14 protein-coding genes are annotated in these 15193 nt (G+C 49.3%); 6 read left to right on the forward strand and 8 right to left on the reverse strand.

The window, feature by feature from the left end; all coding sequences use genetic code 11:
- Nucleotides 1-19: 19 nt before the first annotated feature.
- The 4 genes from ICL55_RS10945 to ICL55_RS10960 all read right to left on the reverse strand — a co-directional run bounded on the left by ICL55_RS10945 (nt 20) and on the right by ICL55_RS10960 (nt 4597).
- On the reverse strand, nt 20-1561 hold the full coding sequence (locus tag ICL55_RS10945) for a glycoside hydrolase family 10-like protein (RefSeq protein ID WP_188096952.1): 1542 nt from the start codon (nt 1559-1561) through the stop codon (nt 20-22).
- 73 nt (nt 1562-1634) lie between these two features.
- On the reverse strand, nt 1635-3491 hold the full coding sequence (locus ICL55_RS10950; protein WP_188096954.1) for a mechanosensitive ion channel family protein: 1857 nt from the start codon (nt 3489-3491) through the stop codon (nt 1635-1637).
- Between the two features lie 83 nt (nt 3492-3574).
- On the reverse strand, nt 3575-4027 hold the full coding sequence (locus tag ICL55_RS10955; RefSeq protein ID WP_169223344.1) for a methylglyoxal synthase: 453 nt from the start codon (nt 4025-4027) through the stop codon (nt 3575-3577).
- Between the two features lie 54 nt (nt 4028-4081).
- The gene (locus ICL55_RS10960) at nt 4082-4597 is read right to left on the reverse strand and encodes a ferritin (RefSeq protein ID WP_188096956.1); all 516 of its coding nucleotides are present in this window, start codon (nt 4595-4597) and stop codon (nt 4082-4084) included.
- A gap of 151 nt (nt 4598-4748) precedes the next feature.
- Here ICL55_RS10960 and ICL55_RS10965 point away from each other — a divergent pair, with 151 nt between their 5' ends.
- The 4 genes from ICL55_RS10965 (at nt 4749) to ICL55_RS10980 (ending at nt 8301) form a co-directional block, all read left to right on the forward strand.
- Nucleotides 4749-5345, forward strand: a complete 597-nt coding sequence (locus tag ICL55_RS10965; RefSeq protein ID WP_078669665.1) for a NifU family protein — start codon at nt 4749-4751, stop codon at nt 5343-5345.
- A gap of 86 nt (nt 5346-5431) precedes the next feature.
- On the forward strand, nt 5432-7129 hold the full coding sequence (locus tag ICL55_RS10970; RefSeq protein ID WP_246496217.1) for a PNGase F N-terminal domain-containing protein: 1698 nt from the start codon (nt 5432-5434) through the stop codon (nt 7127-7129).
- 30 nt (nt 7130-7159) lie between these two features.
- Nucleotides 7160-7783 carry a nicotinamide riboside transporter PnuC gene (pnuC, locus tag ICL55_RS10975; RefSeq protein ID WP_188096959.1) on the forward strand — a complete coding sequence of 208 codons (624 nt, stop codon included), beginning with the start codon at nt 7160-7162 and terminating at the stop codon, nt 7781-7783.
- Nucleotides 7780-8301: an AAA family ATPase gene (locus ICL55_RS10980; RefSeq protein ID WP_188096961.1), complete on the forward strand. Its 522-nt coding sequence runs from the start codon at nt 7780-7782 to the stop codon at nt 8299-8301. The genes pnuC and ICL55_RS10980 overlap by 4 nt, the downstream gene beginning before the upstream one ends.
- On the opposite strand, the gene mtgA is transcribed toward ICL55_RS10980, so the two are convergent.
- Nucleotides 8267-9019 (reverse strand): monofunctional biosynthetic peptidoglycan transglycosylase, encoded by a 753-nt coding sequence (gene mtgA / locus ICL55_RS10985; protein WP_188096963.1) that lies wholly within the window; start codon nt 9017-9019, stop codon nt 8267-8269. The two genes, ICL55_RS10980 and mtgA, sit on opposite strands and share 35 nt — an antisense overlap.
- 170 nt (nt 9020-9189) lie before the next feature.
- On the opposite strand from mtgA, the gene ICL55_RS10990 reads away from it, so the two are divergent.
- Together ICL55_RS10990 and ICL55_RS10995 are read left to right on the forward strand one after the other, a co-directional pair.
- Nucleotides 9190-9807: an L-threonylcarbamoyladenylate synthase gene (locus tag ICL55_RS10990; protein WP_188096965.1), complete on the forward strand. Its 618-nt coding sequence runs from the start codon at nt 9190-9192 to the stop codon at nt 9805-9807.
- Nucleotides 9808-9822: 15 nt separating this feature from the next.
- The gene (locus ICL55_RS10995; protein WP_188096967.1) at nt 9823-10203 is read left to right on the forward strand and encodes a hypothetical protein; all 381 of its coding nucleotides are present in this window, start codon (nt 9823-9825) and stop codon (nt 10201-10203) included.
- Between the two features lie 246 nt (nt 10204-10449).
- Here ICL55_RS10995 and ICL55_RS11000 read toward each other — a convergent pair whose 3' ends face one another.
- From ICL55_RS11000 to polA, 3 genes are all read right to left on the reverse strand, one after another.
- On the reverse strand, nt 10450-11592 hold the full coding sequence (locus tag ICL55_RS11000; protein WP_188096969.1) for a C1 family peptidase: 1143 nt from the start codon (nt 11590-11592) through the stop codon (nt 10450-10452).
- 85 nt (nt 11593-11677) lie between these two features.
- Complete coding sequence (locus tag ICL55_RS11005) at nt 11678-12223, reverse strand: GNAT family N-acetyltransferase (RefSeq protein ID WP_188096971.1); 546 nt, start codon at nt 12221-12223, stop codon at nt 11678-11680.
- Nucleotides 12224-12368: 145 nt separating this feature from the next.
- Nucleotides 12369-15182 (reverse strand): DNA polymerase I, encoded by a 2814-nt coding sequence (gene polA, locus ICL55_RS11010; RefSeq protein WP_188096973.1) that lies wholly within the window; start codon nt 15180-15182, stop codon nt 12369-12371.
- Nucleotides 15183-15193 lie beyond the last annotated feature (11 nt).

Consider the following 15193-nt stretch of genomic DNA (forward strand, 5'->3'; position numbering starts at 1 on the left):
CATGCGCCTGTTCCCGCGCTCAGGGTTCAAAGATAAAGGTCGTTTTACCGTTTTTGATTTCCATCCGTAATGGTTCACTGAGCAGGCTCTCGTTTTGAAGCCGGTCCAGCGCGGTGACTACATAGGTGTAGGTTTTGCCTTTTACATAAGTCCGGTCCTTGTATTCCGGATCGGCTGCCTGCGGCAGGATGGCCAGAATTTTCGTAGGGTCGGTAGCGTTAATCGGCTCGTTGGCCTCGAAACGGTACAGCACATATTGTTTGGTACGGCCGCTGGTATCGTCATCGGTCCAGTGAATTTCCAGTCCGCCGGGTCTTTCGAAAGCATCGATGAAATATGGTGGATCGGGTGTGGTGTTAGGCAGCCATGACATCACCGGGCGCAATGCCGGGTATTTGTAGTAGTGGTTGCGCAGGGAGTCTTCGATGCCCAGCGGGTTACCACGGAAAGATTTGGCACTGTAGAAGATGCTGCCTTGTATGGTATTGAGTGTCCTGGATTCTTCAATCTGCATAGGCAGTTCCCGGGGATTTTTCCAGGCAGGGTTGCTGCCGAGACGGTACACACCATGCCCGATGTATATCTGCCGGCCATAACCATGCTGGCTCCACCAGTTGAGCAATACCTGATAGTCCGCCAGACGATGACCGCGTTCCCAATACAGTTGCGGTGCAGCGTAATCTATCCAGCCCTTTTTCAACCACTTTAAGATATCGGCATACAGATCGTCATAGTTGGTCATGCCGCCATGCGTGTAAGATCCTTCCGGGTCTTTGCTACGGTCGCGCCATACGCCGAACGGACTGATACCGAATTTCACCCAGGGTTTTTCTGCTTTGATTGCCACGCTGAGCATTTCAATGATGGCGTCCACATTGGCCCGGCGCCAATCGTCCTTCATCATCCCATTGCCATACAGGCGGTAAGAAACGTTGTCCGGGAACTCTTTACCGGGCACACGGTAAGGATAAAAATAGTCGTCGAAGTGTACGGCGTCGATATCATATCTCTTCACCACGTCGCGCACCACCATGGTCACGTAGTTCCGTACTTCCGGGACACCCGGATCGAAATATTTTTTGTTGTCGTAAGTGAGGAACCACTGTGGTTTCAAACGGGTGATATGATTAGCGGCCACGCTGCTGCGGCTTACGTTAAATACGGCCCTGTAAGGATTAAACCAGGCATGAAACTCCATGCCCCGTTTATGGGTTTCTTCAATCATGAATTGAAGGGGGTCGTAGTATGGGTTAGGCGCCTGTCCCTGTACGCCGGTCAGGTATTCGGACCAGGGCTCGTATGGGGAAGCATAAAACGCATCGGTGGCAGGACGTACCTGAGCCACGACAGTGTTCATGCCATTGCGCTGCATCTGATTGAGCAAATCGATAAACTCCTGTTTTTGTTGTTCCGTAGGTAAACCGCGTCTGGAAGGCCAGTCAATATTTTCTACCGTGGCGATCCACACTCCGCGCATTTCCCTTTTGGGCGGCAACTGCGCCCATGCCTGCTGTGTGAGGCCCACGCAAAGGGCCACACCGGCTAATAACTGCTTCAACATCTGCCTTACTTTAAACCGTAAGATGCGAAAATAACAAAAAGGAAGCCTGTTTTCTTGCCTAATTATATGATTCTTATGGCTTATGGTCCACTTTTACTTTAAAGGCCGGAGGCTCGTAATTTCCCGGCATGTAAGAAGGAGGAATGGTAGAAGCGTTTCCGTCGCGGTGGGCGTGGTATTGCGGCGACATGATCTCTACTCCGCCTTCATTGAAGTGGTCCTGTATCTGCTGGTTCAGCCGGGAATAGATTTCATTCATCCGATGCGACTCCTCCGTATAGGCATTGATTTCATAGGCAACGGAGAAGTCATTAAGCGCAGTCTGTAATACAAACGGCTCGCGGTCTTTCTGAATGCCTTCCGTGGCCAACGCTGCACGGATAAGTAGCTCATGCACCTGTTTCCACGGCACATCATATCCAATGGTGACCGTGGTGTGCAGAATTAGCCCCAGGTCTTTACTGGAAGAGGTGAAATTGACCGTATGTCCGTTGAGGATGCTGGCATTGGGCACGGTGATCTCTTCGTTTTTAGTGGTGCGTAAGCGGGTCACCAGCAGGTTCTTTTCTATTACATCGCCGGTGATTTCTCCCAACCGGATACGGTCCCCTATTTTAAAGGGCCGCATGTACGTAATCACGAAACCCGCCACTACATTGGAAATCGCGGAGGAAGATCCCAGAGAAAAGAGAATGCCGAGGAATACAGACACACCCTGAAATACTTTGGAGTCCGATCCGGGGAGATAAGGGAAGATCACGACAAACATAAAAGCGTACAACAGGAACTTGATACCGCTGGCAGTGGGCAATGCCCAGTCGGTATAAAAACCGTTGATCTTCAGATTGCCACAGGCGATTTCACTGGCGAGATAGTTCACAAGTTTGACAAGCAGCCGTGTGACCACATATATAACGAGGATGGTGAGCAGCTTGGGCAGATAATGAAGAATGCCCGACAATATGGATTTAACAGGCGATAAAGTCCAGTCAATCAGTTTATCTGCAATACCCTTTGTCCAGGGGAAGATGCCGAAAATCAGCGGCAGCGTGAGGTACAGGACCAGGAGGACCAGTATAATGCGTACAATATTGAGCGCGCTGTAAATGATGCCGAGTTGTTTCTGTGGATTGAGCAGGGCATAGTTCTTCAGTTTTACGCCTTTGATGTAGCGGTCTTTCTCCCGCACCAGTCGTTTACGAAGGGACCTGAACAACCGATTGATGCCAAATATGATAAGGCCCAGCACGACCAATATCAATGCCAGCCAGCCAAGGCGTATGAGGATATACTGAACGCTGTGTTGTGCTTTTTCCTGTTGGATGGCTTTGCGGATAGTGGCTGCGTAGGCCGTGGCCACCTGCGTTTTGTCCTGGTCCAGCCAGAGGGCATCGTCATCCGTGATGGTCTGGATGATCAGGTCGTTGTACACTACGTCGACATTGTTTTCGTTGGGTACTACGGTGATGGAGTCCGGTGAAAAGAAAGGATCTTTTTCTATCAGTTGCAGTTTACGGGAAATATTGGCTGCACGGTCGCTGGGCTTGAAAGGCCCTAGTTTATTATACACACGAAACAGGGTATCGCCGAAGGGGGCTACCGGTATTCCCTGGGAGATGGCTTTCATTTGGAGGATGCGTTCGCGTTGCCGGGCTTTCTTCAGGGAATCGGCCTGCTCAATATTAAGAAGCTGCTGTTCCAGTTCCTTTTTCCGCTGATTGTTGCTGCTGAGTTGTTGGATTTGTTCTTCCAGGGCCGCTTTGGCGGCGGCATCTGCCTTGATCAGGGAGTCGCTTTCCCGGAGCAGCCGGGTGGTGGCAATAAGCTGAGCGTTGGCGGTGGAGTCGTGGGATACATGGCTGCTGTCCTGTGCCTGGCTCTGGAGGTGGATGGTCAGGATGGTTAATAAAATGGGAAAAAAGGATCTCATTCCGAAGCTTTTCATTAAAGTACGGAAATTTCCCGGCGCAGCATAGCTGCAGGGCATAAAAAACGGGGAATTTAAAGGTGGGACTAGACTTTTCGTTGCAGGTACTGGGTATAGTCTGGCAGGATCACTTCATAGTCCTGATGCATCAGTGGAGAAGTCAGCAGGAAGTCGGCCGAGGCGCGGTTACAGGCCACCGGAATGTTCCAGACAACGCCGAGTCGCAGCAGGGCTTTAATATCCGGATCATGCGGGAGGGCTTCCATGGGGTCCCAGAAGAAGATGATCACGTCCAGCGCGCCTTCCGCAACGAGTGCGCCAATCTGCTGGTCACCACCCAGCGGGCCGCTCAGCAATTTTCTGACGGAAACGTCCAGCGCTTCTTCGATCAGTTTGCCGGTGGTGCCGGTAGCGTAAAGTTCATGGCGGCTCAGTACTGTTTTGTTGTAGGTCGCCCATTCTATCAGCTCGGCCTTTTTGTGGTCGTGTGCGATCAGCGCGATCCTTTTGCGTGCTTTCAGCGTTTTGATGGTCTGCATATGCTGCAAAAGTACTAAGCCGCCTGAGAAAAATAAATGTAAAATTTAATAATATTAGTGTTTGTCGGCCGTATCCAGCGTTGCCAGGTCGCGATCGAAGATATAAAGACCGCCCTTGTCTTCTCCGATGAGTTTCAGTTTGTCAAGGATATGCCGGGCCATCCGTTCTTCTTCAATCTGTTCGGTGACATACCATTGCATGAAATTGTGCGTGGCATAGTCTTTTTCAAGCAAACAGAGGTCTACCAGATTATTGATTTCTTTGGATACTGCCAGCTCATGTTTGAACACCAGGTCAAAAACGGCCTGTATATTTTTAAACTGGTGGTCGGGCTGTTTCAGTGCCGGCACCAGGCCATGGGCGCCTCTCTCGTTGATGTATTTCAGCAATTTCAGCATGTGTATCCGTTCTTCGTCGGAGTGACGGTAGAGGAACAGTGCGGTACCGTTATAGCCCTGTACTTCGGCCCAGGAAGCCATAGCGAGGTAATACTGGGAGGAGGCCGCTTCCATTTCCACCTGTTGGTTGAGCGCAGCCAGAATTTTGGGAGAAAGTTCTTTCAATAACATGACCTTAAATTTTAATTTGATGTAGGGGACGGCGTTAGGGAGGATATTGTTGCCGCTTATAACGTTATTGTAAAATTCGATGAGGTTTCCCCTTTTCCGGTCTAAAATTCTGCCCGGAAAGTGCTACCTTTGTCAGGTAAATTAGGATAAAATGATTAAAACAGGAAATCCGATCATCAGCATATATACGGAAATGACGCCCAATCCGGAAACAATGAAGTTTGTTGCCAACAAACTGTTGTATCCTGGTAAGAGCATCGACTTTCCGGATGAGGCCAGCGCTAAACCATCCCCATTGGCAATTGAACTGTTTAGCTTCCCTTTCATCAGGGGCGTGTTCATCATGGCCAATTTCATTACGCTTACCAAAACCAGTGAAACAGACTGGAACGATATAATCCCCACCGTAAAAGCCTTCCTGAAGGAATACCTGGAGGATAACCGCCCTGTTATCAACGAAGACGAAGTGGTAGTCACCAAAGACACTGCCAGCAACACCGTTAGCGCAGATGACAGCGATGTGGTGAAAAGAATCAAGGAACTGCTCGAAAACTACGTGAAACCAGCGGTAGAAATGGATGGCGGCGCCATTCAGTTCAAAAACTACGAAGCCGGTACGGTTACACTGATGTTACAGGGTTCCTGTTCAGGCTGCCCCTCTTCCATGATTACGCTGAAAGCCGGCATCGAAGGCATGATGAAGCGTATGATACCGGAAGTGAAGGAAGTTGTGGCAGAAGCCGAATAAGCCATAGTTGAGTGAATGATAGTGTTAAATGAAAGCACAGTCTTAGTGGCTGTGCTTTTTTATTTTTTAAGATAGATATAGCGACAATGAAAGGATTACTGGTTTTGTTGACCGGCATGGCCATTGCAGCCCAGCCGGTACTGGCACAGAAGAAAAAAAACATCGACAGCGCCGCCGCCGTGATTACCTACGGGATGCGCAGCAATGGAAAAGAGGTCGGCAACGGCCTACAGCTGTTCATTGACCACAACAGGGCCCACATCGTTCCGGGTGGCCCCGCTGCGAAAGAACAACAGTATCTGGAACTGGGCGAAAAAGCGACCCTTCAGGTACTTGGCACTCCTAACGGAAATACCTATACGCTGAAGAAACCGTTCACGGAATATATACAACCGGAATTGCTGCCAGGCACAGACACCATCCTTGGACTGGTCTGTAAGAAAGCCAAACTCTTTGTCCGCTCCAACACCATTGAAGTATGGTATACTAACCAACTGGCCCTCAAAGGCACGCCTAACCTGACAATAGCGCCGGGGCTCGGACTCGTGCTCAAGGTTGTTCGCAACGGCAACAGCGAAACCATCGCTAAAAAAATCGATTACCGCAAAATTACCCCGGCAGAACTGGCATGGCCTGCACAACCGGGCCAACAGGTGGACGATGCCGCCTATATGCGGGAGGTGATAGAAAGCCGCTACACTACCCTGCCGGTGTTTGATCAGGAACAAATCAGCTGGGGCAACAATATCACTAACCCGGCAGACGATCAGTCAGGCGTGACTTATCGCTACGCTGGCGGTACTGTCATCCTGAAAAAAGTAAAACTGCCCGCACCCAAAAAGGGGGAAACCATGTTCGCTGAACTGGTACAGTATTCTAACGGTGACGCCTATGACCGTACCGGCTCTGTATTCATGATCCCTACCGATAAAGCCGCCTCCTTCCTGGATGGCCTTCGCAAAGGTGCTGCCGCCCTGCCGGTATTTACCGCCAAAAACGGAAAACAATATCAGGGCATGGTGGCTACCGACAACTATCTGCCTTCCCTGGAAATACTGCGCTTCTTCACGCCTTTCGGGGTACACCACTTCAACGATCAGGTGAAGATCAAAGGATACCACTGGGCCGATTCTGTGATGTACAAGCAGGATATCACGGAACTGCAAAACCGCCTGCAAGGCGAGGTATGGCTGGGCGTTTACATCGGCAACTACGATAAAGGCGGGCACAAAGTAAGCCTGCGTTTCAAATACTATCCCGGTGATGACGAAGATGACAACAGCAACAGGCCGGATTGGATCTACCCGATTTTTAATACGACCAACCTGATGGAGATGGCCGGACAGGAATACCCTACCCTTTTCGATAAGGACTCCCTGACTGTGACAGTAAACATTCCGGAAGGCATTCACCATCTTCAGCTGCGTTATATCACTACCGGCCATGGTGGCTGGGGCGGCGGCGATGAATTCAATCCGAAACAGAATGAGATATTCGTGGATGGAAAAAGGGTGTATCATTTCATCCCCTGGCGTACAGACTGTGGCACTTACCGTTTGTCTAACCCGGCTTCCGGTAACTTCGGTAACGGACTGTCTTCCTCAGACCTGAGCCGCTCCAACTGGTGCCCCGGCACCCTCACCTCTCCGGTGTTCATTTCCCTGCCGGACCTTGGCCCGGGACAGCATACCATTAAAGTAGCGATCCCGCAGGGCGCTCCTGCCGGTACCAGCCAGAGCTTCTGGGATGTATCCGGCACGTTGACGGGTACACGGAAAAAATAATCCATCAACTGCAATACTTACATTTGTTGTATGAATGAATTTATAACGGGACTGCAAAACGGCTTACATGGCATGACATGGCTCGAAGCGATTGCAGTACTGTTTGCTGTATTGTCGGTCATCTTCCAGAAGAAAAATAATATACTGGTATATCCCACCGGTATTATCAGTACCGGCATCTATACCTACCTTCTTTCGAGGGAACATTTTAAACTCTATGCAGACGCCACGCTCAACGCCTATTACCTGGTGATGAGCGTTTACGGATGGTTATACTGGGCCCGGCAGGGCCCGGCCAAACCGGAGGTGAAGATCAGCCGTAGCAGCCCAGGGGAACTGGCTACGGCGATCTTCATCGCCCTGGCAGGATGGGCCATCTTCTATGTGCTGCTGGTGAATTTCTCCGACTCCAACGTACCCGTGATGGACGCTTTCATTTCCGCCACCGCCTGTGGCGGCATGTGGCTGCTAGCCAAACGGAAAGTGGAAAACTGGATACTGTTGAATATCTCCAATTTTGTGGCGGTGCCGTTGCTGTTCTATAAGCACCTGTACCTGACCGCGCTGTTGACCATCTTTTTGTTTATCATTGCTATCTTCGGATATTTCAGCTGGCGTAAGGCCGTGCTGCAACAGGAAACCTCCCATTCATGAAAAAAGTAGTAGTCATAGGGCCTGAGTCTACAGGCAAAAGCACGCTCAGCGCCAAGCTGGCGGCGCATTTTAATACTGCCTGGACGCCGGAATATGCCCGGCAGTATCTGGACGGCCTCGGACGGCCCTATGAACAGGAAGACCTGTTGAACATCACCTATGGACAGATGATATTGGAAGATAAAACGGCCACTAAAGCCAAAGACCTGTTGATATGTGATACCGATCTGTATGTGATAAAAGTATGGAGCGAGCATAAATACCAGGACTGTGATCCCCGTATCCTTAGTGCTATTGCGAATCAACGGTGTGATCATTACCTGCTTACCTATGTAGACCTGCCCTGGGAAGAAGATCCCCAGCGCGAATACCCTGACCCTGAGATGCGCGAGTATTTCTATCAGGTGTACCGGGATATCGTGATGCAGTCAGGAGTAACCTGGACGGATATACGGGGTAGTTATGAACAGCGTGAGGTGCTGGCTATTGAGGCTTTGAATCGTTTGCTGGCGGAGTAGTGTTCTTCACCCCTGAAACGAGTTCCATAATATCCGGATCGGGCGCCAGATTGCGCATTTGTATCAGAATTTTCCGTTGTCGCCAGGCGGTGATCCTGGCTGGCGGGTTGACAGTATATTTAACCGGATTAGGGAGACAGGCCGCTATCATGGCCGCTTCTTCCCTGTTCAGACTGGCGGCATTTTTATGATAGTAAGCCTGTGAGGCTGCTTCCACGCCAAAGATGCCGTCGCCTGTCTGGGCCACATTCAGGTACACTTCCAGTATCCGCTGTTTGCCCCAGATTTTTTCAATCATAAAAGTGAAGTATACTTCCAGCCCCTTGCGTATCCAGCTACGGCCCTGCCAGAGGAACACGTTTTTAGCTACCTGCTGGCTGATGGTACTGGCCCCTCTTATCTTTTTGCTGGCTTCGTTGTGTTTCATTGCCTTTTCGATCGACTTATAGTCGAAGCCGTCGTGGTCGGGAAACAGTTGGTCTTCGCTCGCGATCACGGCCAGTTTGGCGTGTTGGGATATTTCATCGTAGCTGACCCATGATTTTTGCAGGTGTTTATCGGTGCCCCAGAGGCTGAACCAGCTGGAGATCATAGTGATGGTGATAGGTGGATTGACCCATCGTAACAGGATGATATATACAAATTGTGCGACAAACAGGACCAGCAATATCCGCTTCAATCTCCTCCACGTTCTGGGGACAATGCCTTTTAACTTCATTCCGCGTAGGTTTGGAAAAATCGGGCTGAAAGATAGGAACTAATTGTGGAATTATGAATTACGAATTGCATATTAACTTACAGTAAGGATTTAATTTGGTAATTTTACACTAGCAGCACGGTTGTTGTGCATGTTGTCATCGTTGTTACTTTCACTTAATCTATGATACTATGCTGTTAAATGTGCACCCGGAGAATCCGAATCCCCGCCATATAAAAACGATCATCGAATGCCTGAAGGATGGAGGGATTATTATCTATCCTACCGATACCGTTTACGGGTTGGGGTGCGATATTACGCAGCATAAGGCGATAGAGCGTATTGCCCGGATTAAACAGATTGATCCCAGGAAAGCGCAGTTTTCATTTATCTGCTATGACCTGAGCCACCTGTCGGACTACGCTAAAAGCGTGGATACGCCGGTGTTCAGGATGCTGAAGAAGGCGCTGCCCGGCCCATATACCTTTATTTTGCCCGCCAGTAAGATGGTGCCTAAGCTGTTAAAAACAAAAAAAGATACAGTCGGTATCAGGGTGCCGGACAACAATATCTGCCGGACGATTGTCCATGAACTGGGCAACCCGCTGATGAGTACCACCTTGCCGGTCGATCACTACGTGGAAGAATATACGGACCCGGAAATCATCTATGAGAAATTCGGTAAGGTAGTGGATATCGTGGTAGATGGCGGCCCCGGTGGAATAGGCTTTTCCACAGTGGTGGATTGTACCGGTCCGGAACCGGAGCTGGTGCGTGAAGGTATTGGTAGTTATGAAGCCATTAGCTGATGATATTTTATGAAGATGCAATGGTGGATCATAGGTTGTCTGATGATGGCGCCTGTAACGTTACAGGCGCAAGTGACGGCTCAAAAAACGCTGTCGCCGGTATCCTTTGCCCATCGTCATCTTTTAACCGATACGGTAAAAAATTCCCGGTACGTGCCTTTCGGCACTTTTGCGAAAGCAGGTAACCAGCCCGCATTACCCCTTCCCTCTTTTAATGGTCCCACCCCTTCCGGCCCCGTTTATCCGGTATACATGATGACCAATCATGCCTATTATGACCAGCATTTTGGTTTCTTCTGCAAAAAGGAATGGTCCTGGCAGAAACAGACCGGCATCCCGGTGAAATTAAGGCTGGGAAGTTACGAGTTGACCCAACATCAGGAAGGAAAACATTAACCAAGCTATTATAAAACAGTGTTTTATAAATAAATGTTTGACATAATCAAATAAATTTACTTGACGATGTCAAATAAATTCAGGCATTGATAAAAACGTGGATTGAAGGGGGAACGTTACCCCTTTGGGCTGCTTTTAGGAATAGGGAGATGCTCCCGGATTCCGGATATAAAAAAGACCGCCTCACTTTTCGGTGAGGCGGTCTCTTATTTTATTATCGGCGGGCAATTATTGCTCCGGGTCCGATTAGAGTTTTAATTTTTTCGCGATATCGGCCGGCAGTGCTTTTTTGTTCACCATGAAGCTGGTGGTTTTATAAGCGAAGTACGGCATAGAAGCGTAGAAATAACCCTGGCCGAAATTCTCAGTGCCCCAGGAGTTTTTCACACGGAAGTATTTGTTACCGTTCTGGTCTTTCACGATACCAACGATGTGCATGCCGTGGTCGTCCTGTGTTTCGTAGTTATCGAAGGCAAGCTGGCGTACTTCGGGGGTGATGGTTTTTTCCTTTACTGGTTCGAGGAACATGTTTTTCCTTTCTTCAGCAGACATATCAGCCCAGTCTTTGTCTGGTACAATGGCGAGGCCTTCTTTGAAGTTGAATCCTTTTTCGCTCACGTCAGCGGCCCATGCGAGGGTGTAACCGTTGGTAACGGCAGTTTCCGCGATGCGGGTGAAGTCTTCCAGGCTTACGTTGTACACATTTTCCCAGTTCCAGTTGTCCGGTACTTCCAGTACGAACTGGCTGTTGTATGGATGGTGGGTGAAGGAAGAGATCAGCACATAGTCGTCGGCGTTCAGGCCCAGTTCTTTAGCAAAAGACTGCGGCGTATAGGATTTACCGTTATACTCGAATTTTTCCGGAGCATCGCCCATATAGGCGTTCAGTACACCGTTAAATGCTTTTTGCCAGTCAGGGTTGATGGTACCATTGGCGTTGCCGACGGTTTTTACCAAACCTTCCGCCAGGTTTTCCATTTCGGCGTGGTTGTACATTTTACCCTTGTTGCCATCGTAAACGGACTGTGGAACCAGGCCATATTGGCGGAGGCACAGCAGGTCATCAGGGAAACCGCCACCTTCGCCGAAGTTGGCTTTACCATGCATTCTTACATAGTTGGCTGCTTTCAGCGGGTACATTTTACGTACCACGAACATTTCGCTCAGGTTCAGGCCTTTGCCTTTACCGTTGCGGAGCAGTTCAGATTCAAAAAAGGAAAGGCCGGAGAAAGACCAGCAGGTACCGGTACGGCCCTGATTTTGCACATCTCCTGCGTCCATATTTTTAATAACGGAAAACTGGTAGCGGCTACCTTCTACATTAGTGCTTGTTTGCGCGAATACAGCGGTGCTGCACAGCATGGCAGCGCTGATCATCCATTTCTTCATGTTGTTAAGACAGGTTTTAGACAAGGGCCAAAAATAAGGGAATCGGGGTATTCGTCCCTGAAAAAGATGGATGAACGGAGCAGTGCTACGGTTTTTGTACAGTTTTTTGTTGTTCCAGGTATTGTGCTCTCGTGATCTCCCATTCCCAGAGATCTTCATTTTCTCTGTTTTTAACGGCGCCCACAAATCGCATTCCTGATTTTTGTAATATCTTAACAGAGGCGTTATATTCTTCTTCGGTATGGGCGATTACTTTTTGTACGTACGAATGTCCGAAGGCGAAGCGAACGAGCGCCTGCGCCATTTCAGAGCCGAGGCCCTGCTCGCGGTAATCTGCCGTGATTTCATAGCCCATTTCAACGAGCCCCTGGTGATTGGGTTTCCCTTTGAATCCGCCGGCACCGATCAGGCGTTTGTCTTCCCGGTGAATAACGAGGTAAAAAAACCATCCCAGCATGGAAGGGTCGTTGCGTAATTTATCATATGCTACCAGCACCATTTCGGGATATTCTGTCCACCCTTCCGGAACCGCAATTCCGAGAAGTTCGGCCAGGGTATCATTGCCCTGTAATAGCGACTCAAAATGCTGCAATGTGCAAGGCAACAATTGTAGTCGAGGAGTTTGAATCATGTTTTGAAACTAGTAAACTGTTTTGGGAAATACAACCATTTGATATTTTTTCATTTTGATATTTAATTATCGGGAATGCCGGGGGTAAACGGCTTCTTCCGAGACCAATAATTAAATATCAAAATGAAAAAATGTGCAAATTAAATTAGTGCGCCTGCAGCCAGTTTTCACCGATTCCCATTTCTGCTTCGACGGGAACGTCCAATGGCAGCGCATTACGCATACAATCCAATATCAGGGGTTTAATAATGTCTAATTCTGAACGATGGGCGTCAAAAACCAATTCGTCATGCACCTGGAGGATCATCCTGGATTTCAGGTTTCTTTCCTTAAACGCCTTGTGTATTGCGATCATGGCCAGTTTGATCATATCTGCGGCCGTGCCCTGAATAGGCATATTGATCGCGTTCCTTTCGGCATAACCACGTACTACTGCATTGGAAGAATTGATGTCTTTCAGCCATCTCTTACGCCCAAGTTTCGTTTGTACGTAGCCGTTAGTTTGCGCAAATTTTACCTGATCATCCATGTATTTTTTGATGGACGTATACTGCGCAAAATAGTTATCGATCAGGGTTTTGGCTTCGCTTCTGGCAATGCCCAGGTTTTCGGACAAGCCGAAAGCGCTCACACCGTAAATGATACCGAAGTTGACGCTTTTGGCGTTGCGGCGCATATCTGCGGTCACGGCCTCCAGCGGAACGTTGTACACCTTCGCGGCAGTAGCGGCGTGAATGTCTATTTTCTGACGGAAAGCATCCATCATCTGCTCATCCTGGGCAATCGCTGCAATGATGCGCAGCTCGATCTGGGAATAGTCGGCAGACAGCAGTACAAATTCCTCATTGCGGGGTACAAAGGCTTTTCTCACTTCCCGTCCCCTGTCAGTCCGGATAGGAATATTCTGCAGGTTGGGGTTGTTGGAGCTCAGGCGGCCGGTGACAGCCACCGCCTGATTGTAGGAGGTATGCACACGGCTGGTCCGTTTGTTGATCATTAACGGCAACGCATCTACGTAAGTGGATTTCAACTTGCTCAGTTCGCGGAAAATCAGGATGTCGTCCACGATCTTGTGTTTGTTGGCCAGCTTCTGCAGCACATCTTCGCCGGTAGCATACTGGCCTGTTCTGGTCTTCTTGGCCTTAGGGTCCAGCTGTAGTTTTTCAAACAACACTTCGCCCAGTTGTTTGGGAGAAGCCAGTTTAAACCTTACGCCGGCTTGTTCGTATACGCTTTCTTCTGCGCGTTTTATTTCAGTTTCCAGTTCACGGGAATAATCGGCCAGTGCCAGCGTATCGATGCGCACGCCTTCAAACTCCATGTCGGTCAGCACTTTCACCAGTGGGTTTTCCACATCGTAAAATACTTTCTCCACTGCTTTTTCCGGCAGCATAGGCTGGAAGGTGTGTTTCAGTTGCAGGGTGATGTCTGCATCTTCTGCGGCGTATTCCTTGATTTTTTCCACTTCCACGTCCCGCATACTGCCTTGTCCTTTTCCCTTTTTGCCGATCAGTGTTTCGATGGCTACCGGCTCGTATTGCAGGTATTGGGCGCTTAATGCGTCCATGCTTCTGCGGCCTTCCGGCTCAATGAGGTAATGGGCCAGCATCGTATCGAACAGCGGAGTCGTTACTTCCAGTCCGTACCATTTCAGCACCAGCATATCATATTTGATATTCTGTCCTACCAGCGTGATAGACGGATGTTCAAATAATGATTTGAACTCATGGAGGATCGCCCGTGCTGCGTCATAATCGGCCGGCATGGGGATGTAATAGGCTTCAGCGTTTTTATAGGCGAAGCTCATGCCCACGATATCGGCTTCATTGGCGTCCGTACCGGTTGTTTCGGTATCGAAAGCGATTTCTTTTTGTTGCAGCAGGTCTGCCAGCAACGCTGCCCGTTTTTCCGGCGTATCTATCAGCACATAGTTGTGCGGCGTATTGTGAATGTTTTTGTCTGGTGCGAGGAAGCTGGCTGCTTCGGCAGGTTCTTCAGCCACGGCTGTTTCCACGGCCTGCCCAAAGAGATCGGTCTGTACCACTTTGGCTTTACCGGGTTCAGGGCTACCACCGGTCATCGCAAAGCCATCTCCCAGTACTCTTTTACCGAGACTTTTAAATTCCAGTTCGGTAAAGATCTCGGTTAACTTTTCTTTGTGGATATCGGTCAGCGAAAAATCTTCTTCGTGGAAAGTAACCGGCACATCGGTGATAATAGTGGCTAGTTCTTTCGACAGCAGTGCGTTGTCATGGCCTGCTTTGATCTTCTCTCCCATCTTGCCGCCGATCGCGTCAGCATTGGCCAGCACGTTTTCCAGTGTTTCATACTGGGCCAGCAGTTTCATGGCTGTTTTTTCACCGACGCCGGCAATACCGGGGATGTTATCCACGGCATCGCCCATCAGGCCGAGGATATCGATTACCTGATGTACGTCTTTGATCTGCCATTTTTCGCACACTTCTTTCGGGCCGAGAATTTCTTCTTTGCTGCCCATGTATGGCGGTTTGTAGATGAATACGTTATCTTTCACCAACTGCCCGTAGTCTTTATCGGGCGTTACCATATACACGGTATAACCCGCATCAGCGGCCTGCCAGGCGAGTGTGCCGATCACGTCATCTGCTTCATAACCGTCAATTTCCACGACCGGGATATTAAACCCTTCGATGATCCGTTTTATATCAGGGAGGGCCTCCAGCAGATCTTCCGGAGCATCTTCACGATTGGCTTTATAGTCGGTGAAAGTGGTATGACGTTCGGTAGGCGCATGCGTGTCAAACGCGACGGCCAGATGGGTAGGTTTTTCCTTATTGATAAGGTCCAGCAATGTGGTGGTAAAACCAAATTGGGCATTGGTATTGCGACCGGTGCTGGTAAGCCTGGGATTTCTGATCAACGCGTAATAAGCCCTGTAAATCAGGGCCATAGCGTCTAATAAAAATAATTTCTTTTGCATCACTAAACCTA

This window comes from Chitinophaga varians, assembly GCF_014529945.1.
GTDB lineage: Bacteria > Bacteroidota > Bacteroidia > Chitinophagales > Chitinophagaceae > Chitinophaga > Chitinophaga varians.

Excerpts from the sequence above, each read along its gene's own strand:
- ICL55_RS10945 (WP_188096952.1), bottom strand. The coding sequence starts at position 1,561 with ATGTTGAAGCAGTTATTAGCCGGTGTGGCCCTTTGCGTGGGCCTCACA.
- ICL55_RS10950 (WP_188096954.1), bottom strand. The coding sequence starts at position 3,491 with ATGAGATCCTTTTTTCCCATTTTATTAACCATCCTGACCATCCACCTC.
- ICL55_RS10955 (WP_169223344.1), bottom strand. The coding sequence starts at position 4,027 with ATGCAGACCATCAAAACGCTGAAAGCACGCAAAAGGATCGCGCTGATC.
- ICL55_RS10960 (WP_188096956.1), bottom strand. The coding sequence starts at position 4,597 with ATGTTATTGAAAGAACTTTCTCCCAAAATTCTGGCTGCGCTCAACCAA.
- ICL55_RS10965 (WP_078669665.1), top strand. The coding sequence starts at position 4,749 with ATGATTAAAACAGGAAATCCGATCATCAGCATATATACGGAAATGACG.
- ICL55_RS10970 (WP_246496217.1), top strand. The coding sequence starts at position 5,432 with ATGAAAGGATTACTGGTTTTGTTGACCGGCATGGCCATTGCAGCCCAG.
- pnuC (WP_188096959.1), top strand. The coding sequence starts at position 7,160 with ATGAATGAATTTATAACGGGACTGCAAAACGGCTTACATGGCATGACA.
- ICL55_RS10980 (WP_188096961.1), top strand. The coding sequence starts at position 7,780 with ATGAAAAAAGTAGTAGTCATAGGGCCTGAGTCTACAGGCAAAAGCACG.
- mtgA (WP_188096963.1), bottom strand. The coding sequence starts at position 9,019 with ATGAAGTTAAAAGGCATTGTCCCCAGAACGTGGAGGAGATTGAAGCGG.
- ICL55_RS10990 (WP_188096965.1), top strand. The coding sequence starts at position 9,190 with ATGCTGTTAAATGTGCACCCGGAGAATCCGAATCCCCGCCATATAAAA.
- ICL55_RS10995 (WP_188096967.1), top strand. The coding sequence starts at position 9,823 with ATGCAATGGTGGATCATAGGTTGTCTGATGATGGCGCCTGTAACGTTA.
- ICL55_RS11000 (WP_188096969.1), bottom strand. The coding sequence starts at position 11,592 with ATGAAGAAATGGATGATCAGCGCTGCCATGCTGTGCAGCACCGCTGTA.
- ICL55_RS11005 (WP_188096971.1), bottom strand. The coding sequence starts at position 12,223 with ATGATTCAAACTCCTCGACTACAATTGTTGCCTTGCACATTGCAGCAT.
- polA (WP_188096973.1), bottom strand. The coding sequence starts at position 15,182 with ATGCAAAAGAAATTATTTTTATTAGACGCTATGGCCCTGATTTACAGG.